This window comes from Alcaligenes aquatilis (assembly GCF_003076515.1).
GTDB lineage: Bacteria > Pseudomonadota > Gammaproteobacteria > Burkholderiales > Burkholderiaceae_B > Alcaligenes > Alcaligenes aquatilis.
Window position 1 is genome coordinate 2,177,066 of sequence record NZ_CP022390.1, and the last position, 19,959, is coordinate 2,197,024.

16 protein-coding genes are annotated in these 19,959 nt (G+C 57.4%); 13 read left to right on the plus strand and 3 right to left on the minus strand.

Annotated elements, in window-relative coordinates:
* Positions 1 to 81 precede the first annotated feature (81 nt).
* Complete coding sequence (locus CA948_RS09985; protein ID WP_094198283.1) at positions 82 to 852, minus strand: GntR family transcriptional regulator; 771 nt, start codon at positions 850 to 852, stop codon at positions 82 to 84.
* Positions 853 to 1,141: 289 nt separating this feature from the next.
* On the opposite strand from CA948_RS09985, the gene CA948_RS09990 reads away from it, so the two are divergent.
* Positions 1,142 to 2,131 (plus strand): malate dehydrogenase, encoded by a 990-nt coding sequence (locus CA948_RS09990; protein WP_022983546.1) that lies wholly within the window; start codon positions 1,142 to 1,144, stop codon positions 2,129 to 2,131.
* 207 nt (positions 2,132 to 2,338) lie between these two features.
* Here CA948_RS09990 and CA948_RS09995 read toward each other — a convergent pair whose 3' ends face one another.
* Positions 2,339 to 3,154, minus strand: coding sequence for a helix-turn-helix transcriptional regulator (locus tag CA948_RS09995; RefSeq protein WP_108728742.1), 816 nt, complete (start codon positions 3,152 to 3,154; stop codon positions 2,339 to 2,341).
* 100 nt (positions 3,155 to 3,254) lie between these two features.
* Between CA948_RS09995 and CA948_RS10000 the strand changes: the two genes are divergently transcribed.
* Positions 3,255 to 4,715: an MFS transporter gene (locus CA948_RS10000; protein WP_108727920.1), complete on the plus strand. Its 1,461-nt coding sequence runs from the start codon at positions 3,255 to 3,257 to the stop codon at positions 4,713 to 4,715.
* A 45-nt stretch (positions 4,716 to 4,760) separates the two neighbouring features.
* Here CA948_RS10000 and prpR read toward each other — a convergent pair whose 3' ends face one another.
* Positions 4,761 to 6,674 (minus strand): propionate catabolism operon regulatory protein PrpR, encoded by a 1,914-nt coding sequence (gene prpR / locus CA948_RS10005; RefSeq protein WP_108727921.1) that lies wholly within the window; start codon positions 6,672 to 6,674, stop codon positions 4,761 to 4,763.
* 253 nt (positions 6,675 to 6,927) lie between these two features.
* Here prpR and prpB point away from each other — a divergent pair, with 253 nt between their 5' ends.
* The 11 genes from prpB to efp all read left to right on the plus strand — a co-directional run bounded on the left by prpB (position 6,928) and on the right by efp (position 19,906).
* Positions 6,928 to 7,827, plus strand: coding sequence for a methylisocitrate lyase (gene prpB / locus CA948_RS10010; protein ID WP_108727922.1), 900 nt, complete (start codon positions 6,928 to 6,930; stop codon positions 7,825 to 7,827).
* Positions 7,828 to 7,931: 104 nt separating this feature from the next.
* Positions 7,932 to 9,095, plus strand: coding sequence for a bifunctional 2-methylcitrate synthase/citrate synthase (gene prpC, locus CA948_RS10015; RefSeq protein ID WP_094195942.1), 1,164 nt, complete (start codon positions 7,932 to 7,934; stop codon positions 9,093 to 9,095).
* A gap of 88 nt (positions 9,096 to 9,183) precedes the next feature.
* On the plus strand, positions 9,184 to 9,585 hold the full coding sequence (locus tag CA948_RS10020) for a hypothetical protein (protein ID WP_094195941.1): 402 nt from the start codon (positions 9,184 to 9,186) through the stop codon (positions 9,583 to 9,585).
* A gap of 11 nt (positions 9,586 to 9,596) precedes the next feature.
* Positions 9,597 to 9,872, plus strand: a complete 276-nt coding sequence (locus CA948_RS10025; protein ID WP_094198281.1) for a GNAT family N-acetyltransferase — start codon at positions 9,597 to 9,599, stop codon at positions 9,870 to 9,872.
* 139 nt (positions 9,873 to 10,011) lie between these two features.
* A complete protein-coding gene (gene acnB, locus CA948_RS10030; protein WP_094195940.1) occupies positions 10,012 to 12,597 on the plus strand; it encodes a bifunctional aconitate hydratase 2/2-methylisocitrate dehydratase in 2,586 nt (861 codons plus the stop codon).
* A gap of 316 nt (positions 12,598 to 12,913) precedes the next feature.
* Positions 12,914 to 14,074 carry a TRAP transporter substrate-binding protein gene (locus tag CA948_RS10035; RefSeq protein ID WP_108727923.1) on the plus strand — a complete coding sequence of 387 codons (1,161 nt, stop codon included), beginning with the start codon at positions 12,914 to 12,916 and terminating at the stop codon, positions 14,072 to 14,074.
* A 144-nt stretch (positions 14,075 to 14,218) separates the two neighbouring features.
* A complete protein-coding gene (locus CA948_RS10040; RefSeq protein WP_094195938.1) occupies positions 14,219 to 14,851 on the plus strand; it encodes a TRAP transporter small permease subunit in 633 nt (210 codons plus the stop codon).
* Positions 14,848 to 16,770 (plus strand): TRAP transporter large permease, encoded by a 1,923-nt coding sequence (locus CA948_RS10045; RefSeq protein WP_108727924.1) that lies wholly within the window; start codon positions 14,848 to 14,850, stop codon positions 16,768 to 16,770. Before CA948_RS10040 ends, CA948_RS10045 begins: the two co-directional genes overlap by 4 nt.
* A gap of 153 nt (positions 16,771 to 16,923) precedes the next feature.
* Complete coding sequence (locus tag CA948_RS10050; RefSeq protein ID WP_238988581.1) at positions 16,924 to 18,135, plus strand: DUF2863 family protein; 1,212 nt, start codon at positions 16,924 to 16,926, stop codon at positions 18,133 to 18,135.
* A gap of 1 nt (position 18,136) precedes the next feature.
* A complete protein-coding gene (gene earP, locus CA948_RS10055) occupies positions 18,137 to 19,276 on the plus strand; it encodes an elongation factor P maturation arginine rhamnosyltransferase EarP (protein WP_159086131.1) in 1,140 nt (379 codons plus the stop codon).
* A gap of 72 nt (positions 19,277 to 19,348) precedes the next feature.
* Positions 19,349 to 19,906 (plus strand): elongation factor P, encoded by a 558-nt coding sequence (efp, locus tag CA948_RS10060; RefSeq protein WP_003802564.1) that lies wholly within the window; start codon positions 19,349 to 19,351, stop codon positions 19,904 to 19,906.
* Positions 19,907 to 19,959 lie beyond the last annotated feature (53 nt).

The window sequence follows — 19,959 nt, forward strand, 5'->3', positions numbered from 1 at the left end:
AAAAAGTCATAAAATTTTTAACCTTGGTATTTTCACCTATTTGACACTACGGTGCAGTATCAAATACCGTATGCCGCCGAACTAGCTAAGCGTGTTTCGGTAATGAAAGCGTTCGGTCAGGTACAAACCCCGGCGCAATTCCATCGGTCGATCACCATAGGTATAGGACACGCGTTCCACGTGCAGGAGCGGCGAGCCGACAGCGACCTGCAGGACCGAGGCGGCCTCTGCGGTCGCACTGACAGCACCAATCTTTTCATCGGCGCGCACCATGCTCACGCCAAACTTGCTCTCGAACCAGGCATACATCGGGCCCCTGTTCTGCTCAACAGCTTCCAGGGTCAGCCCCTTAAAGACAGAGCCGGGAAGCCAGATATCGTCAAAAATAGTCGGGGCCTGATCAAAGGACAGGACACGACGCAGGTTCACCACCATATCGGAGGTGCGCAAATCCAGCAGCACAGCCACATCCGTGGGCGCTTTCATGCGGCGGACATCCAGAATACGGCTTTGGGAAGCAACGGGTTTGCCATCGTCCGGGGCCAGGCGCAAAAAGCGAAAGCGCACGCGGGCCTCGTGATGGGTGGCCACAAAAGTACCCTTGCCCTGGCGACGAATCAGGAGATTGTCAGCCGCCAATTCGTCAATGGCCTTGCGTACCGTCCCTTGGCTGACCTGAAAACGGGCGGCCAGCTCCAGCTCGCTGGGGATGGCCTCGCCGGGCTTCCATTCGCCACGATCCAGCCCCTGCAGCAACAAAGCCTTGATCTGTTGGTACAGAGGGCTATAGGCCGCGCTAGGAGCGGATTTTTCGATTTCCTGGGCGCGTAGCGGCGGCACGTTATCAGACATGGGGCTCATAAAAAATGCGCGATCAATACAGCCTGCAGCGCGCATTTGTTCATAAAATAGACAGTGCACTAATTTTCGCATGACCGGCCCCGAATGTCTAACGCTCTTATGTCTTATATAAGATATAAGACGTTTGACGCCGCTATCGTTTTGGTCTAGTCTGCGCAGTGAAAAAAGAGGCTTTTCCTCTTGCGAAAAACCATTTTCCACGCCAGCCGTCCGGTCTGCAAAAGATTTAAACTGTGTTTTTCGTCACCGTCTTCAAACCCAAAAACGGAGTCTCACTCTCATGTCCAAACCCGCAATGCGCGTCGCCGTTACCGGCGCTGCTGGCCAGATTGGCTACGCCCTGCTGTTTCGCATCGCTTCTGGCGAAATGCTGGGCAAAGACCAGCCTGTAATCTTGCAGTTGCTGGAACTCGCCGACGAGAAAGCCCAAAAGGCCCTGAAGGGCGTCATGATGGAACTGGACGATTGCGCCTTCCCGCTGCTGCAAGGCATGTCCGCCCACAGCGACCCTGAAACCGCATTCAAAGATGCTGATATCGCCCTGCTGGTCGGTGCCCGTCCTCGCGGCCCAGGTATGGAGCGTAAAGACCTGCTGGCCTTCAACGCCCAGATCTTCACCGCCCAAGGCCGTGCCCTGAACAAAGTGGCCAGCCGCGACGTCAAGGTTCTGGTTGTCGGCAACCCTGCCAACACCAACGCCTACATCGCCATGAAGTCCGCTCCTGATCTGCCAGCGAAGAACTTCACCGCCATGCTGCGTCTGGACCACAACCGCGCCCTGTCGCAGTTGGCCACCAAATCCGGCAAGGCTGTTGCTGACATCGAAAACCTGATTGTTTGGGGCAACCACTCGCCCACCATGTACCCTGACACCCGCTTTGCCACGGTGAACGGTGAGAAGATTGACGCCATCATCAACGATCAGGCCTGGAACCGCGAAACCTTCATCCCCACCGTGGGCAAACGCGGCGCTGCCATTATCGAAGCCCGTGGCCTGTCCTCGGCTGCTTCGGCTGCCAACGCGGCCATCGACCACGTGCGTGACTGGGTCCTGGGCTCCAACGGCAAATGGGTCACCATGGGTGTTCCTTCGGACGGCTCCTACGGTATTCCTGAAGGCATCATCTACGGCGTCCCTGTCACCACCGAAAACGGTGAGTACAAGCGTGTTGAAGGTCTGGAAATCGACGCCTTCTCGCGTGAGCGCATGGACCACACCCTGAACGAGCTGCTGGAAGAGCGCGACGGTGTGAAAGACCTGCTGGGTTAATTAAGCCGCCAGTGTCTGCAATCCCCGCCTGATCGGCGGGGATTTTTTTTGCCGGCTGCCTGCTGCCTGCTGCCCGCTATCTGATGCTCGATGCCAAGTCCTTGGTGCCAAGTGCTTGAAACCCGGCACGTACGGTCAGTGCCCTGCCATCACTATCAGAGCACGACTGAGCACTTACGGCTTGCACTTTACAAGCCCTATACAACACTAGCCTGGACCGCTTCCATCGCCTTTACCGTCCTGCAAAGCGGGTACATACACCACCAGACGCAAATGGCGGCTCTCATCAATGATGAGCGAGGTTTGCTCAAACTCGCGCCGCTCTCCTTGCACCGTCAAGCAAAGCCGTCCACCGCAAGGCGGCTGCACATCATGCTGCTCCCATCCCATTTTGAACTCGGGTGACACACGCTTGAGCTCATCGGCCAACTCATGAATATCCGTGCCTTCCGTTGCGCGGGCAAAATCACGGCGAAAACCAGACAACATCGCCAAAGCCTGTGCCTCCCAGGGCACAAAGCGTGCGTGCAAAGCGGGGTTCGTAAACATCTGCCACAGCAGATTGCGCTGCCCCTGCGGATACGCCCCCAAGCCCAGCACCTCATCGGCCAAAGAATTAAAGCCCAGGACATCCCAGCGCAGATTCAAAACAAACGCTGGATGAGGCAAATCATGCATCAAGCGTCGCACCAAGGGCGGCAAAACACACCAGGTGACTCCTGGCTCGGCAGGCAGGCGCTCATGGGCCAGCAAAAACAAGTGGCGCCGTTCGGCGGCGTCCAGTTTCAAGACACGAGCCAGATTATCCAAAAAGCGGGCCGACACTCCGATATCACGCCCTTGTTCCAGCCAGGTGTACCAGGTCAGCCCGACCCCTGCCAACGCGGCGACTTCCTCACGACGCAGCCCCGGAGTCCGACGGCGCCCGCCGCTGGGCAAGCCCACCTCCTCGGGCAAAAGCCGTTCACGACAAGCCCGCAAAAAGGCTGACAGGTCCGGGCGCGTTCGTTCCAGCGTTCTCATGACCAGAACCCCGTTGCTTTCAGTAATAGCATAAGCAGTTAAATTGTAATGGCTTAAAAAGAGTTCAAGAATACACAGGTTTTTACCTGAAGCACACATCATGAACTCCAAGACTCACTCTCCACACTCCCCCTCCGGCGCCTCCCACACTCCTGCCTGGCTGGGCCTGTCGGTATTACTTCTGGCGGGCTTTGTCACCATTTTTGATCTATTCGTTGTCAATGTCGCCATTCCCAATATCCAGAACCAGCTAGCGGCCAGCTTCAGCCAGATCGGCTTTATCGTGGCGGGCTACGAACTGGCTTTTGGCGTGCTGCTCATTACAGGCGGACGGCTGGGCGATTTATTTGGCCGACGCAGACTCTTTATCATCGGCATGGCGAGTTTTACGCTGGCGTCGGCCCTATGCGGTCTGGCACCCACTGCTTTTTTATTGATCATCGCCAGAGTATTGCAGGGCCTGGCTGCCGCCCTGCTCTTTCCCCAGGTCTATGCTTCCATTCGGGTCAACTTTGAAGGCGATCACAGCCGCCGCGCCTTTGGCTTGCTGGGCATGACCCTGGGGCTAGCCGCCATTGCCGGGCAAATACTGGGAGGCTGGCTAGTTCATGCCGACCTGTTCGGCCTGGGTTGGCGCAGCATTTTCCTGATCAATATCCCCATAGGGCTGCTGGCCATTTCCTTGGCCCGCTATATCCCTGAAACCCGAGCCCCGCACGGCCAAGGGCTAGATAGTACAGGCGTAGTCCTGATCAGCCTTGCCCTGAGCCTGCTACTGATCCCCCTGATCCAAAGTTCGGAGCACGGCTGGCCTGCCTCCAGCCTGGCCGCTCTGGCCGCAGCCGGCTTACTATTCGTCATTTTTTACAAGCAACAAGAAAGGCGCCGATGCGCAGGACACCCACCCTTGGTGGATATGCAGCTTCTGGCACAGCCCCGTTTTGCCTTGGGAGCCCTACTGGTCTTGTTGGTGTACTCCACCGCCAGTTCTTTCTTTCTCTGCTTTGCTCTTTTACTGCAAAGTGGGCTGGGCTTAAGTCCGTTCCACGCGGGCAGTATTTTCGCCCCCGCCAGCGTGGGCTTTGTTGCAGCCTCTCTCAGTGCACCACGACTTGTTACACGCTACGGCACCCGTGTGATTACGCTTGGCGCTGCTGGCTACGCCGTCTCGTTTGCCTGGCTGATCGGCCAGGTTGCCTGGGCAGGCGCACAAACAGAACCTGTCCACCTGATTCCGGCCTTAATTTTTTTAGGAGCCTGCCAAGGTTTGATCATGACCCCCTTGTTGAATCTGGTTCTGGGTTTTGTAAACGAGGCCCAGGCAGGCATGGCATCAGGCGTCATTTCCAGCATCCAGCAGGTGGGAGCCGCCCTTGGGGTTGCCGTCGTTGGACTACTCTTTAATGCAGGGCAAAACGCTAGCAGCGCTGCCGCATCCCAGGCGGAACAATATGCCTCTGCCTTTGTAATCGGCCTGAGCTACAACCTGCTGGCCTCCGTACTGATCAGTCTTCTATTACTGGCTTTAAGCAGGGCTCATCAAGACGCGCAACAGACCTAAAAAACGGCCTTCTGTGCCCCCCCCTCTGGCACACAGGGGCCAACATCACATTTTGCGCAACTTCCGCCACAAAGTGCTGCGACTGATCCCTAGTTGCTGGGCGGCCAGGGCGCGATTCCCACCACACTCTTCCAGCACCTTGGCCAGATGCTCCTGTTCGCTGCGCTCTTGCTGATCGCGCAGCGCTGGCATGGCAGGCTCGGCCACCACCGCCCGCAACTCCGGCGCAATATCTTCCAGCACCACAGCCTGATCGCCTTGCACTGTGCCCAGGACCATCAAACGTTCGATCAGGTTTTCCAGCTCGCGGATATTGCCGGGCCAGGAGTAGTGACGACCCAGCTCCAACAACTCAGCCAGCCAATCCGGATTCAGTGTTACAGCCCCACCCAGACGCTGGGCCACTTTTGCCAAGAGATGCTCCACCAGTTCCGGCAAATCCTGTGTACGCCGACGCAAGGGCGGCAAACGCAGCACCAGAATATTCAAACGATAAAACAGATCCTGACGGAACACGCCTTCTTTAACTTGCGCGGCCAGATCCCGGTGAGTGGCCGCAATCACACGTACATCCACCGGCGTGGGTTCAATCGCCCCAATACGCAGGACTTCTTTTTCTTGCAGCACACGCAGCAAACGAGTTTGCAAGGGCAAGGGCATTTCCCCGATCTCGTCCAGAAACAGGGTGCCAGTGTGAGCCGCTTCCACCAGCCCGACTTTGCCGCCCCGGCTGGAGCCTGTGAATGCGCCTTCCACATAGCCGAACAGCTCGCTTTCCAGCAGGCTGTCGGGGAAAGCGGCACAGTTCACCGCTACAAAGGGCTGTGCGCGTCTGGCACTGGCACTATGAATCCCTTGAGCCAGCAGCTCCTTACCTGTACCACTCTCGCCGATAATCAGGGTGGTCGCCGTGCTTTGTGCACACGCCTGAGCCTGGGCACGCAGCTTGTACATGGGCGAACTTTGCCCCACCAGATCGGATAACTCGTACCGGGCATGACGCGATGCCACTTGCTGACTGCGTGAACGCAAACTGCGGTCCAATCGCTGAATCGCAGCCGGGTCCTGGCATAGCAGCACGGCCCCGCTCAAGCGCCCCTGCTCCAAAATCGGCATACGGGTCACAATCGCGGTGCGACCAGCCACTTGCTGCACCGTATCCAGTTGCACTTCCAGGCTGCGCAGCGTACCGGCCAGATCCAGTTCGGGGTACAAGGAACCCAAGCGGCGGCCAATCACGGCTTGGGCGGGTTGGCCCAACCAGGCCTCCATGGCCGGGTTAACGGTTTCAATCCGCTCGTCCCTGTCCACTGACACCACACCGTCACGCAACTGCGCCAGAATCGTATTCAAGCGATCCCGACGGGCCGCTTCAGCGCGCGCAACACGGGCCAGTTCGATAGCGGATTCCAGCGCCTGCCGAACGGCTCCTTGTGAATACAGCAGCACACCTTCCATTTGATTCTCACGCGCCAGATCCACCACCAGACCGGGGGCCAGCACCCACTCCACGCCCAGCTCTTTCAAATCCTGAACACAGCTACGTGCATCAGCCTCGCTGCGATAGCTGCGTAGCTCCACGGGCAGATCAAAACGCTGCACGAACTCCATTAGTTCCAGCGGCATTTCGCCATAGGTCACCACGGCTTTACGCTCGGCCTGTGCCGAGGCCAGACTGCCCATAATGTCAAAGCCACCCGGATGCACCAGCACCACCGGCAAGTCCAGATGCTCACGCAAATAACTGCCGTTGGAACCAGCGGACACCAGAACGTCGATTGCACCGGTTTGTCGCAAAACCTGCACGGCTTGCACAGCCTCGCCATAGGCTTTGTCCACGATCAGGATTTCGGCCTGGGCGCGGAACTGCGGCACCAACTCTTCCAAGAGAGAACGCAGTCCATGCAGGCCAAAAGCCACCAGACGCAGCCGAGCAGGAAGGGGGGAAGGATAAGGCATGTGATTTCACCCAGGCATCAACAATGCGACATTGTTTCAAATTACGTTTCAATATTGAAACACAAAACAATGAAATACCGTATTTGCAAAAAAGAGGGACACCTGCGAGCGATCAAGACATTCCCGCCTCGTCTGGCTTCAGAGCTTTCATCATCTCCACCGCTGAACTTGGCACAGCATTTGCTTTAGAAGTAATAACCCATCGCAGCATCACGCTGACGACATTTTCTTATCTTGTGATCTGGAGCCCCAAATGAGCCAAAACCAACTGACATCGGCAGGCGCCCGTTTTCGCCAGGCCCTGCGTGAAGAACAGCCTTTGCAAATCATCGGCGCCATCAACGCCAACCACGCTTTGTTGGCCCAACGCGCCGGCTACCGCGCCATCTACTTGTCGGGTGGCGGTGTAGCGGCTGGCTCTTTGGGCTTGCCTGATCTGGGCATCAACACCCTGGATGACGTGCTGACTGACATTCGCCGCATCACCGATGTATGCGATCTGCCATTGATGGTGGACATTGATACCGGCTTTGGTGCTTCGGCCTTTAACATCGCCCGCACGATCAAAAGCCTGATCAAGTTCGGCGCCGCCGCTTGCCACATCGAGGACCAGGTGGGTGCCAAGCGTTGCGGTCACCGCCCCGGCAAAGAAATCGTCAGCACCGGCGAAATGGCAGACCGTGTAAAGGCCGCTGTTGACGCCCGTACCGACCCAGAATTTTTCATCATGGCTCGTACCGACGCGATTGCGGTTGAAGGTGTGGACGCCGCCCTGGAACGTGCCCAGGCTTGCGTGCAAGCGGGTGCAGACGGCATTTTTGCTGAAGCCTGCTACGACCTAGACACATACCGCCGCTTTACCGAAACGCTGGATGTGCCTGTGCTGGCCAACATTACCGAGTTCGGTCAAACTCCCTTGTTCACCGTGCAAGAACTGGCTTCGGCCAATGTGGCCATGGTGCTCTACCCCCTGTCCGCCTTCCGCGCCATGAACAAGGCCGCCGAAGCTGTCTACCAGGCGATCCGTCGTGACGGACATCAAAAAAATGTCATCGATTTGATGCAGACTCGTGAAGAACTGTACGATCGTATCGGCTACCATGCTTACGAGCAAAGCCTCGACAAGCTGTTCCAGAAAAACAAGAAGTCCTGAGCCCCCACAGGCTCCCGCCCGGCCCTTTGACAGGGCCTTTGCGCGGGTAAAACCCCATTTAGCAGCCAGCCTCGTGCTGGCTGCCCAGCAACCAGGAGACCTTTATGAGCAGTACTGAGAACACCCCTAGCACTGGCTTCAAGCCCAAGAAATCTGTTGCCCTGTCTGGCGTTGTGGCAGGCAATACCGCCTTGTGCACGGTCGGTCGCAGCGGCAATGATCTGCACTACCGCGGCTACGATATCTTGGATCTGGCCCAGGCTTGCGAATTTGAGGAAGTGGCGCATTTGCTGATTCACGGCAAATTGCCCAACCGCGACGAACTGCGCGCGTACAAGCAAAAGCTCAAGCGCCTGCGCGGCCTGCCCCTGGCCCTGCAAACCGCTCTGGAAACCCTGCCTGCCCACAGCCACCCCATGGACGTGATGCGCACTGCCGTATCGGTTCTGGGCTGCGTGCTGCCTGAAAAAGACGACCACAACCTGCCTGACGCGCGCGACATTGCCGACCGTCTGATGGCTTGCCTGGGTTCGGCCCTGCTGTACTGGTACCACTACAGCCACAACGGCGAAATGATTGATGTGCAAACCGACGATGACAGCATCGGCGCGCACTTCCTGCACCTGCTGCATGGCGAAAAGCCCTCGGCCGAGTGGGAAAAAGCCATGCATGTGTCGCTGAACCTGTACGCCGAGCACGAGTTCAACGCCTCCACCTTTACCAGCCGCGTGATCGCCGGTACGGGTTCGGACTTCTACTCCGCGATTGCCGGTGCGATCGGCGCTCTGCGCGGTCCCAAGCACGGCGGTGCCAACGAAGTGGCTTTTGAAATCCAGAAGCGCTACGAGACACCCGACCAGGCTGAAGAAGACATCCGCAAGCGCGTGGAAAACAAGGAAGTCATTATTGGCTTCGGTCACCCCGTCTACACCATCTCCGACCCACGCAACGAAGTCATCAAATCGGTGGCCAAAGAGCTGGCCGTGGCCGATGGCAACACCCGCATGTACGACATTGCCGAGCGTCTGGAAAGCGTGATGTGGGAAGTGAAAAAAATGTTCCCCAACCTGGACTGGTTCTCGGCCGTGTCCTACCACACCATGGGCGTGCCTACCGCCATGTTCACGCCTTTGTTCGTGATCGCGCGTACGGCTGGCTGGGCGGCTCACGTGATTGAGCAGCGCGTGGACAACAAGATTATTCGTCCTACCGCCAACTACATTGGCCCTGAAAACCAAAGCTTTGTGCCTCTGGACCAGCGCCCATAAGTCACAGATCCTGGGCTATTATTCGCCTGTGATCTAACTCACGGCCCCGCTGCATTACGCACGCGGGGCCGTCTTGCTGGTGACTTCCATGCTCTCTGAATTTGTACGCTACGCCCTGCCGCTAGCCGGCACTCTGATGATTGCCTGTGCCCTGACCACACTAGTGTCCGGTGCTTATTTATTGCTGTTCAATCTGCGCCGCAGCAACCAGGTGCTACGCCACCCTTATCTGGACCAGTACCCCTGGGAAAAACTCAGTTTCCCCCTGAAGGCCGGCATACTGCTGGATTATTTTTTACGGCTGAATTTTCCCAAACGCCAAAGCTCGCTGTTTGGCAATGCCAACCGTTTGCTCAGGCACGTCCAGCCCGACGAGGTTCCCATGGGCGTCAAATGGCCCCTGATGGGACTGTGGGGCGGCTGCTTTCTGGGCATGATCAGCATGCTGGCCGTTTGGATTCTAATCGCCCTGCACTCCAACCCCACTTGAAGGAGCCCGCCTTGACCACCGAGATCCACCACGACCCGCAAGCACATCTGTTTTACTGCGATGTTGAAAACCTGCGCAGCGTGATCGAATACGAACTGGATGATGCCATCATGAGCATCACCCATACGCGCGTGCCGCCCGAACTGGAAGGCCGCGGCATTGCAGGGCAACTGACCCGCTTTGCACTGGAGACGGCGAAAAACCAACAGTGGAAAGTACGCCCGATTTGCAGCTATGCCGTGGTCTATCTACGCCGCCACCCTGAATACGCCGACTTGCAGGCCTGAACCCAGCAATATTCAGCCTTTCGCAAGTCTTATATAAGATATAAGACCATTGCTTCGCTGTGCGCTTCAAATTACAATTGGGGCAACACGCGATTTATTGCATTTTCATATCAACCATTTACCGATAGGCACCCGCACTATGCTGGACTCTTACCGCGAACATGTTGCCGAGCGCGCTGCTCTGGGCATTCCCCCGCTGCCTTTGTCAGCTCAGCAGACCGCCGAGCTGATCGAGCTCATCAAGAACCCACCTGCCGGTGAGGAAGCATTTCTGGTCGACCTGCTGACGCACCGCGTCCCCGCCGGTGTAGACGATGCTGCCAAAGTCAAAGCCTCTTACCTGGCCGCTATCGCGCTGGGCACAGAAACCTGTGCCTTGATCAGCCGCGAGCGTGCCACTGAGCTGCTGGGAACCATGCTGGGTGGCTACAACATCAGCCCTCTGATCGATCTGCTGGATTCGCCCGAACTGGGCCAGATCGCTGCCAACGGCCTGAAAAACACCCTGTTGATGTTTGACTCGTTCCACGACGTCCAGGAAAAAGCCGAAAAGGGCAATGCCTTTGCAAAAGAAGTGCTGCAAAGCTGGGCCGACGGCGAGTGGTTCACCAGCCGTCCTGAAGTCCCCGAAAGCCTGACCGTCACTGTTTTCAAAGTCACCGGCGAGACCAACACGGACGATCTGTCCCCCGCCCCTGACGCCTGGAGCCGCCCGGACATTCCGCTGCACGCGCTGGCCATGCTGAAGAACCCACGCCCAGGTATCGAACCTGAAGAGCCCGGCAAGAAAGGCCCTGTCAGCTTTATCGAATCCCTGAAAGAAAAGGGCCACCTGGTTGCCTACGTAGGCGACGTGGTCGGTACCGGCTCTTCGCGTAAATCGGCTACCAACTCCGTGTTGTGGTTCACCGGCCAAGACATTCCTTTCGTTCCCAACAAGCGCTTTGGTGGCGTGTGTCTGGGCAGCAAGATTGCTCCTATCTTCTACAACACAATGGAAGATGCCGGTGCCTTGCCTATCGAGCTGGACGTTTCCAACATGGAAATGGGCGACGTGGTTGAGCTGCGTCCCTACGAAGGCAAAGCCTTCAAAAATGGCGAACTGATCTCCGAATTCCAGGTCAAGTCCGACGTGCTGTTCGACGAAGTGCGTGCTGGTGGCCGTATTCCCCTGATTATTGGCCGTGGCCTGACCACCCGTGCTCGTGAAGCACTGGGTCTGCCCCCAACCACCCTGTTCCGCCTGCCACAAAGCCCTGCCGACTCCGGTAAAGGCTTCTCCCTGGCCCAGAAGATGGTTGGCCGTGCTTGCGGCCTGCCTGAAGGTCAAGGCGTGCGCCCCGGTACTTACTGCGAACCACGCATGACCACCGTTGGCAGCCAGGACACCACGGGCCCAATGACTCGCGACGAACTGAAAGACCTGGCTTGCCTGGGCTTCTCGTCCGATCTGGTGATGCAGTCCTTCTGCCACACCGCCGCTTACCCCAAACCTGTGGACGTTAAAACTCACCACGAACTGCCTGCTTTCATCAGCACGCGTGGTGGTGTTTCCCTGCGTCCAGGCGACGGTATCATCCACTCCTGGTTGAACCGCATGTTGTTGCCCGATACCGTGGGTACCGGTGGCGACTCGCACACCCGTTTCCCTATCGGCATCAGCTTCCCCGCCGGTTCCGGTCTGGTGGCCTTTGCTGCGGCTACCGGTGTGATGCCTCTGGACATGCCAGAATCCGTACTGGTGCGCTTCAAGGGCGAAATGCAGCCCGGCGTCACGCTGCGTGACCTGGTTAACGCCATTCCTCTGTACGCCATCAAGCAAGGCTTGCTGACCGTGGAAAAAGCCGGCAAGAAGAACATCTTCTCCGGTCGCATCCTGGAAATCGAAGGTCTGCCTAACCTGAAGATCGAACAGGCTTTCGAGCTGTCCGACGCGTCGGCTGAGCGTTCCGCCGCTGCATGTACCGTTCGTCTGAACAAAGAGCCCATCATCGAATACCTGAACAGCAACATCACGCTGCTCAAGTGGATGATTGCCAATGGCTACGAGGACGAGCGCACTATCTCGCGTCGTATCAAGAACATGGAAGCCTGGCTGGCCAACCCTGAGCTGCTGGAACCCGATGCAGACGCTGAGTACGCGGCTGTTATCGACATCGACCTGGCTGAAATCCACGAACCTATCGTCGCTTGCCCCAACGACCCTGATGACGTGAAAACCATGTCCGACGTGTCCGGCACCGTGATCGACGAAGTGTTTATCGGTAGCTGCATGACCAACATCGGTCACTTCCGTGCTGCCTCCAAGCTGCTGGAAGGCAAGCGCGACATTCCAACCCGTCTGTGGGTCGCTCCTCCGACCAAGATGGACCAGCAACAGTTGAGCGAAGAAGGCCACTACGGCGTTCTGGGCGTGGCTGGTGCTCGTATGGAAATGCCCGGTTGCTCGCTGTGCATGGGTAACCAGGCACAGGTTCGCGAAGGCGCCACCGTCATGTCCACCAGTACCCGTAACTTCCCCAACCGTCTGGGCAAGAACACCAATGTGTTCCTGGGTTCGGCTGAACTGGCCGCCATCTGCTCGCGTCTGGGTCGCATCCCGACCCGCGAAGAGTACCTGGCCGACATGGGTGTCCTGCAAGCCAATAGCGAAGACATCTATCGCTACATGAACTTCGACCAGATCGAAGAGTTCAAGGAAATTGCTGACTCCGTAGGTCTGTAAGCCCTAGCGCTTGCAAAAAACGCCTTCGCCGCTTCATGCGGCGAAGGCGTTTTTCTTTGCCGCTTTGAAATGATCCCCCTGTCAAGACACAGACAAAAAAGCCTGGGTATCAAGCGTCAGCCGACGTTGGCCGTGCACATATGCACGATTGGCTGCCCACGGGTATACCCCTACTATCATTGTGGTTACTCCTTATGTACGTCTGGCGTTTGAATCGCCTATAAAGCTGAAAGCAAACTGAAGAAAAACTGAAAAACAGTATCGGATTGCTGCAGTTTGCTCTCGAACGCTTACAGCCACTTCGGAGACACACCTCATGAGAAACAGGATCAAAAAAAGCACCGCGCCACACGAACACACTGGCGCATCTCGGCGCAAGTTCCTGGGCGGTGCGGCAGTCGGCACCGCGGCTGCAGCAACGATGGGCTTTCCTGCCATCGCTCGCGCGCAGGGTCCCATCAACTTCCGCTTTCAAAGCACTTGGCCCACCGTCGACATCTTCCACGAATTCGCCCTCGATTTTGCCAAGAAAATCAATGATATGACCGGTGGAGACCTGAAAATCGAAGTCTTGCCCGCCGGGGCAGTGGTACCGGCCTTTGGCCTGCTGGATGCCGTCTCCAAGGGAACGCTGGACGGTGGCCACGGCGTACTGGGTTACAACTACGGCAAGCAAAATGCCCTGGCTTTATTTTCGTCTGGTCCGGCCTTCGGCATGGACGCCAATATGGTGCTGGCATGGCACAAATACGGTGGCGGCAAGGAGTTGCTGGCCAAGCTGTACGATGCCATCGGTGGCAATGTCGTCTCGTTCCTGACCGGCCCGATGCCCACACAACCGTTCGGCTGGTTCAAAAAACCCATCGCCAAGACCGAAGACCTCAAGGGCCTGAAATTCCGTACCAATGGCCTGGCTATCGACCTGTTCACCGAAATGGGGGCTGCCGTCAACGCGCTGCCAGGCGGTGAAATTGTCCCCGCCCTGGACCGCGGCCTGCTCGATGGTGCCGAGTTCAACAATGCCGCATCAGACCGCGCCCTGGGTTTTCCGGACGTGTCCAAGGTCTGCATGCTGCAAAGCTTTCACCAGGCCTCCGAAACCTTCGAGATCATGTTCAACAAGGACAAATACAACGCCTTGCCGACACAACTGAAAGCCATTGTCGACAACGCGGTCGAGGCCTCATCGGCCGACATGTCCTGGAAGGCGGTTGACCGTTACTCGCAAGACTACCAGCGCCTGCAAAAGGAAGACGGCGTCAAATTCTACAAAACGCCCGACGCCATCTTGCAGCAACAACTGGTTGTTTGGGACCAGATCATCGCCAAAAAGGCGGAGACCAACCCCCTCTTCAAGGAAATCGACGCGTCGCAACGCGCATTCGCGGCACGTGCCATGGCGTGGGACATGGACACCAACAATAACCGTCGTATGGCCTACAACCACTACTTCGGCCGCAAGGCCCCCCAAGCCTAAAGCTAGCTCCTATCGGCAATCGTACCGCGTCATCCCGTCTACTCGGATGTGGATGACGTCTCCTCCCTGACTCCAGGCCGGCCGCGCCCAAAGCCGCAGTCGACACACATCAGACCCTTTCCGCGCCAGCAAGGTGACCCGACCATGCAGAAAATCCTGGCCTTTATCGACCGGTTCAATACGTGGATAGGCCAGTTGTTCGGCTGGCTAATCCTGGCATTGACCCTGTTCGTTTCCTTCGAGGTTTTCTCTCGATACGTTTTATCCAACCCGCACGCCTGGGCCTTTGACATGATGAACATGCTGTATGGCAGCCTGTTCATGATGGCCGGCGCCTATACGCTCTCCAAGAACGGCCATGTCCGTGGGGATGTGCTGTACGGTTTTTTCCCGCCCCGCCTGCAGGCGGGCCTGGACTTGGTCCTGTACATCCTGTTTTTTATTCCCGGTGTGGTCGCCATGTTCTGGGCCGGCTACTACTTCGCTGCCGAGTCGTGGGCCATCATGGAGCACTCGAACATTACGGCCAACGGACCGCCCATCTACCCGTTCAAAGCCATCATCCCGCTGGCAGGCTTGTGCCTTCTACTGCAAAGCTTTGTGGAAATGGTGTACTGCGTGCGCTGTCTGCGGGACGGGAAATGGCCTTCGCGCGACAAGGACGTTGAAGAAGTCGATGTGGACAAGCTCATGGACATGGTGGACGTCAACAGCGACGATATTAAAAAACTGGATGCCTTTGTCAAAGTCGGCGGCAAAAAAGGGAGTCCGACATGAGAAAAGAAATCTGGTTCGGGCTTACCATCCTGATCGGCATTGTTCTGAGCATTGCCGTGTTCATGCCGGCACCTGCAGACATGACCAATGGTCATTTGGGCCTGCTCATGCTGGCCCTGATTGTCGTCACCATCATGCTGGGCTTTCCCACAGCCTTTACGCTGATGGGGATGGGAGTGATCTTTACCTGGCTTGCGTACCGCAACATGGGCACACAGCAAGCTATCCAGCAGACCCTGGACCTGATGGTTCTGCGCACCTACGCCGTCATGACCAACGATGTCCTGATTGCGGTGCCCCTGTTCATCTTCATGGGCTATCTGGTTGAACGCGCAAATCTGATCCAGAACCTGTTCCAGGGCATGCACCTGGCCATGGCACGAATCCCTGGTTCGCTGGCGGTGGCCACTATTGCCACCTGCGCCATCTTTGCCACAGCCACTGGCATTGTAGGTGCGGTGGTGACTCTGATGGGGCTGCTGGCCATGCCCGCGATGCTGCGGGCGGGCTACAGCGTACAACTGACAGCCGGCTCCATTACTGCGGGAGGCTGCCTGGGTATTTTGCTGCCCCCCTCCGTGCTGCTAATCCTGTATGGCGCTGTCGCCGGTGTCTCGGTCGTGAAACTGTATGCTGGAGCCTTCTTCCCAGGCCTCTTGCTGGCCGTAATGTACGTGCTGTACGTGATCATCCTGGCCAAGCTCAAGCCCAGCGTCGCGCCCCCTCTTTCGGCGGAAGACCGGATTGTGCCACTGCCCGCCTTCGCGCAAACCATCAAAGAAACCATCACGGATCGTGCTGTGCCCGGCCTGATCAGCGCCATGAAGGGGCCTCGCAATGTCGATGTACCCATGAAGCTGCTGTTAAAAAATCTGGCAGTCGCCCTGCTGCCCGCTGCAATCTTCCTCGCTGTCATGGGCTTTAGCTATCAATCGGTCACCGCGCCCAAGACCGCCGAGCACTACGAGCTGCAGGAAATGGGCGGCGGTTTCAGTAGTTTCGACAATGACTACAGTGGCGGCGGGCTGGCAGAACCTCCGGGGGCTGGCGGTCTGTCCGAACCCGAAGGTAGTGAGCCACTCGTTTCGCTGGGTACAAACGAGCTGGGTACAGAGGCTCCCGCCCCGCAGGCAGCAGCCACCGAAGAAGCCAGGACAGCAGAGCGCCAGGCTGCGCCGATGACCTTCTGGATCTTTCTGATCGTGGGCAGTCTGGCCTTGCTGTTCTACTACACCATGCTGAATTTCGCTCGGCTGGAAATCTTCAAGATGCTGCTCAGCTCCTTCTTTCCGCTGACCATGCTGATTCTTGCCGTGCTGGGCAGTATCATCGTCGGCCTTTGTACCCCCACCGAGGCGGCGGCCTTGGGTGCCTTGGGCGGCATCCTGCTGGCCTTCGCCTATCGCCGCTTGAACTTTTCCATGGTGCGCGAATCGGTGTACCTCAGCGCCAAGACCAGTGCCATGGTCTGCTGGCTGTTCGTCGGCTCCAGTATCTTCTCGGCCGCCTTCGCCTTGCTGGGCGGCCAAGAACTGATCAATAACTGGGTGCTGTCGATGGATCTGACGCCCATCCAGTTCATGATCCTGGCTCAAGTTGTTATTTTCCTGCTGGGCTGGCCACTGGAGTGGACGGAGATCATCATTATCTTCATGCCCATTTTCCTGCCGCTGCTGGCGCACTACCAGATCGATCCGCTGTTCTTCGGTCTGCTGGTCGCACTGAACCTGCAGACGGCATTCCTGTCGCCGCCGGTTGCCATGTCGGCCTTCTACCTGAAAGGCGTCTCGCCACCCCATGTCACCCTGAACCAGATTTTCCTGGGCATGCTGCCCTTCATGGGGATCCAGATCCTGGCGATTATCGTCCTGTACCTGTTCCCTGACATCGGCCTCTGGCTGCCCAGGGTACTGTACTGATCTCAGCCAAGTCGCATCACAACAGAAGCCGCCGCATTTCCGGATGCGGCGGTTTTTTGCCTCACGCTCCTTTCTAGGGAGCTTCCCTCATTCACACACCCCGGTCGTAGCAAAGGGTAAACTAAGCTGTCCCTCTACCGGTTTTGTATGTCCATGTCGCAACTCAACTCCAAACTGCTCGCCCAACAACCCAAAGAAATCCAGCGGCTGCTCAATTACACGGACGCGCTGGTTCGTTCTGGCTCGCAGATCGAAGACCGCTACTGGCAAGGGCTGACCGCCAAATTGCTGGACAAGCTCTATAGCGGACGACGTAATACGGCTGTTGAACAGACGCTGGAACTGCTGGGCAGCCAACAGCAAAGTCAGCATTACGAAATTTTAATGGAACTGGCCGAGTCCCACGCCGAATGTCAGCAAATCGAGCATGAAGGCGTGTTGTACGACGCCTTGCTGTTTTCAGCTCCGCTGACCGCCTGGACACGCTATCAATTACCCCAAGGCGAACTCAAGCCCCAACAGCACAAGGAACTGGAAGAGTCCTTACGCGCCACCGTTCTGGCCGAAGGCACAATGTGCGCCCTGCTGCCCAATCTGGTCAATTACGACGAGATGCCGCAAACCTATCAGCAAGCCTACGCGTGGACGCGCAGCCTGACCGCGCAAGCCTTGGGCCACAGCCAAGACCCTGCCCCTGTGAACAAGCCAGAAGAAGCCAGCAGCCTGCTGGCCGACGCCCGCTTTCTGATTGGCGTAGTCATGGCTCCGGTAGGCCAAGCCCTGTTTCGCTGGCAGCAATCCAGCGACAATCTGCAAGCTGAGCACCTGCGTTGCGTCGAACAATGGGTAGCGCGTTATTCCGCCATCGTCACGCCTTTGTTTACCGGCTGCCAACTGCAGTTTCTGGCTCCTAACGCGTATTACATGAACAACCGCGAGTCGGACCGTGAGATTCGCCCACTGGCTCTGAAGGCTGGCATCACCTGGCTGCAAACGGCGGTCAAGCTCTCGCCCGACCAACTGCGTGCCGTCATTGTCGCCTGCGGTGAAGAGCAGATTGAAGAGTACCGCGTGGGCTTTAGCACCATTTCCTCGCCTACCGTCATTTATGGTTGTATCTGGCCTGTATTAAGTCAGGAAGAGGCCGAGTCCTCTTTCCACAGCGATGACCATGTCGACATCCCGGACGTCATTGCTGCCCTGCTCAGTACCCTGGGCCTGGTCCAGATTCAGCGCCTGCCGGGCCTACACTCCACCGAGACCTGCGACGATTGCAACGCGCCTTTCTTTCCGGACATTAACGGCGAGATGCAGCACCCGGAACTGCCGGACGAAATCGATCTGGACCCCGTACAACTGCACTAAATTGAACACCGCTACTGTTTCCCAGCCTGTATCCATAGACCTGTTTTGCCGTGTTATCGACAATCTGGGGGATATAGGCGTGTGCTGGCGGCTGGCCCGTCAGTTGGCTGCCAGACCCGAGGTCGCCCAGCTACGCCTGTGGGTGGATGATCTGCACAGCTTTAGCCGCATCCAGTCCGAAATCCAAAGCGGCCTGCAAAGCCAGCGTCTACAAGGTGTAGATATCGAACATTGGCACAACGCGCGCCAAGACTACCCCGCGCCACACCCCTTCGTCATCGAGGCCTTTGCCTGCGAGCCGCCCGAGACCATGACTCGGCAACTGAAGGCCGACAGCCATGTATGGATCAATCTGGATTACCTAAGCGCCGAGCCCTGGGTACAGGGCTGCCACGGCCTGCCCTCCCCGCAAGCAGGTGGGGCGAACAAATATTTCTTCTTTCCCGGCTTTGTCCCGCAAACAGGGGGCCTGCTGCGTGAAAGCGATCTGCTGGCCCGCCGCGACACCTTCTTGAAGGACGATACGGCCTATCAGGCCATGCTGAACCGTCTGGGCGTATCGCAGAAACACGTCCAAGCCCTGCTCCAGGGCGAGATGCAGCAAATGTTCCTGTTCTGCTATCCCGATGCACCCGTGCTGGCTCTGCCCGAAGTGCTGTCCTCGCTACAGCAGAAAACCCTGCTGCTGGTGCCCGAGTCCGTTGCCCAGCACCTCCCGGAATTAGCCAAAGGCCACCTGCTGATCCAACGCATCCCCGCTGTGAATCAGGCCGACTTTGATGCCTTGCTCTGGCGCAGTGCGCTCAATATCGTGCGCGGCGAGGACTCTCTGGTGCGTGCCATCTGGGCCGGGCAACCCATGCTGTGGCAGCCCTACGTACAGGAAGAACAGGCCCATCTGGACAAGCTGCAAGCCTGGCTGGATACCGGCAATCTACCCGAGCCGGTTCAAGCCCTGCATCTGGCCTGGAGCAGTGCGGATCAGGCCGGCGCTGCCGCCGCCTTGCGCCGCAGTCTGGAACCGCAGGTGTTGCGTCTATGGCAACAAGAAGCCCGTGCATATAGTACAAAACTGGCTGAACAAGCCGATTTGGCCAGCAGTTTGCTGAGTTTTTACACCCAAGTCGCCCGAAAACGCTAAAATAACAGATTACTTCTTAAAAGCTCCCTGACACTGCGTTTGGCGGAGCCTGTCCCATTCGGAGTTTTTTTAATGAAAACCGCACAAGAACTGCGCGTTGGTAACGTCGCGATGGTCAATGGCGACCCTCTGGTCGTTCAGAAAACGGAATACAACAAATCCGGTCGCAACTCCGCCGTTGTCAAACTGAAGTTCAAGAACCTGCTGACCGGCTCGAACAGCGAAGCCGTGCACAAAGCTGACGAAAAATTTGAAGTTGTCCAGCTTGAAAAGCGCGAATGCACTTACTCCTACTTCGCTGACCCCATGTATGTTTTCATGGACGAAGAGTACAACCAGTACGAAATCGAAGCCGAAAGCATGGGCGACGCTCTGGACTACCTGGAAGAAAACATGTCCGTTGAGGCCGTTTTCTACGAAGGTCGTGCCATCTCGGTTGAGCTGCCCACCATCATCGTGCGCGAAATCACCTACACCGAACCTGCCGTGAAAGGCGATACCTCCGGTAAAGTATTAAAGCCCGCCAAGATCAACACAGGTACCGAAATCAGCGTGCCTCTGTTCTGCAACATCGGCGACAAGATCGAAATCGATACTCGCACTGGCGAATACCGCAGCCGCGTGATGTAAGAAAGACGTCGTGCCGCCCAGTGCGGTACGCGCAAAAAAAAGGGGCTGTAAAA

Bases quoted from the DNA above. Each gene is read 5' to 3' on its own strand.
- CA948_RS09985 (WP_094198283.1), bottom strand. From the start codon at position 852: ATGTCTGATAACGTGCCGCCGCTACGCGCCCAGGAAATCGAAAAATCC.
- CA948_RS09990 (WP_022983546.1), top strand. From the start codon at position 1,142: ATGTCCAAACCCGCAATGCGCGTCGCCGTTACCGGCGCTGCTGGCCAG.
- CA948_RS09995 (WP_108728742.1), bottom strand. From the start codon at position 3,154: ATGAGAACGCTGGAACGAACGCGCCCGGACCTGTCAGCCTTTTTGCGG.
- CA948_RS10000 (WP_108727920.1), top strand. From the start codon at position 3,255: ATGAACTCCAAGACTCACTCTCCACACTCCCCCTCCGGCGCCTCCCAC.
- prpR (WP_108727921.1), bottom strand. From the start codon at position 6,674: ATGCCTTATCCTTCCCCCCTTCCTGCTCGGCTGCGTCTGGTGGCTTTT.
- prpB (WP_108727922.1), top strand. From the start codon at position 6,928: ATGAGCCAAAACCAACTGACATCGGCAGGCGCCCGTTTTCGCCAGGCC.
- prpC (WP_094195942.1), top strand. From the start codon at position 7,932: ATGAGCAGTACTGAGAACACCCCTAGCACTGGCTTCAAGCCCAAGAAA.
- CA948_RS10020 (WP_094195941.1), top strand. From the start codon at position 9,184: ATGCTCTCTGAATTTGTACGCTACGCCCTGCCGCTAGCCGGCACTCTG.
- acnB (WP_094195940.1), top strand. From the start codon at position 10,012: ATGCTGGACTCTTACCGCGAACATGTTGCCGAGCGCGCTGCTCTGGGC.
- CA948_RS10035 (WP_108727923.1), top strand. From the start codon at position 12,914: ATGAGAAACAGGATCAAAAAAAGCACCGCGCCACACGAACACACTGGC.
- CA948_RS10040 (WP_094195938.1), top strand. From the start codon at position 14,219: ATGCAGAAAATCCTGGCCTTTATCGACCGGTTCAATACGTGGATAGGC.
- CA948_RS10045 (WP_108727924.1), top strand. From the start codon at position 14,848: ATGAGAAAAGAAATCTGGTTCGGGCTTACCATCCTGATCGGCATTGTT.
- CA948_RS10050 (WP_238988581.1), top strand. From the start codon at position 16,924: ATGTCGCAACTCAACTCCAAACTGCTCGCCCAACAACCCAAAGAAATC.
- efp (WP_003802564.1), top strand. From the start codon at position 19,349: ATGAAAACCGCACAAGAACTGCGCGTTGGTAACGTCGCGATGGTCAAT.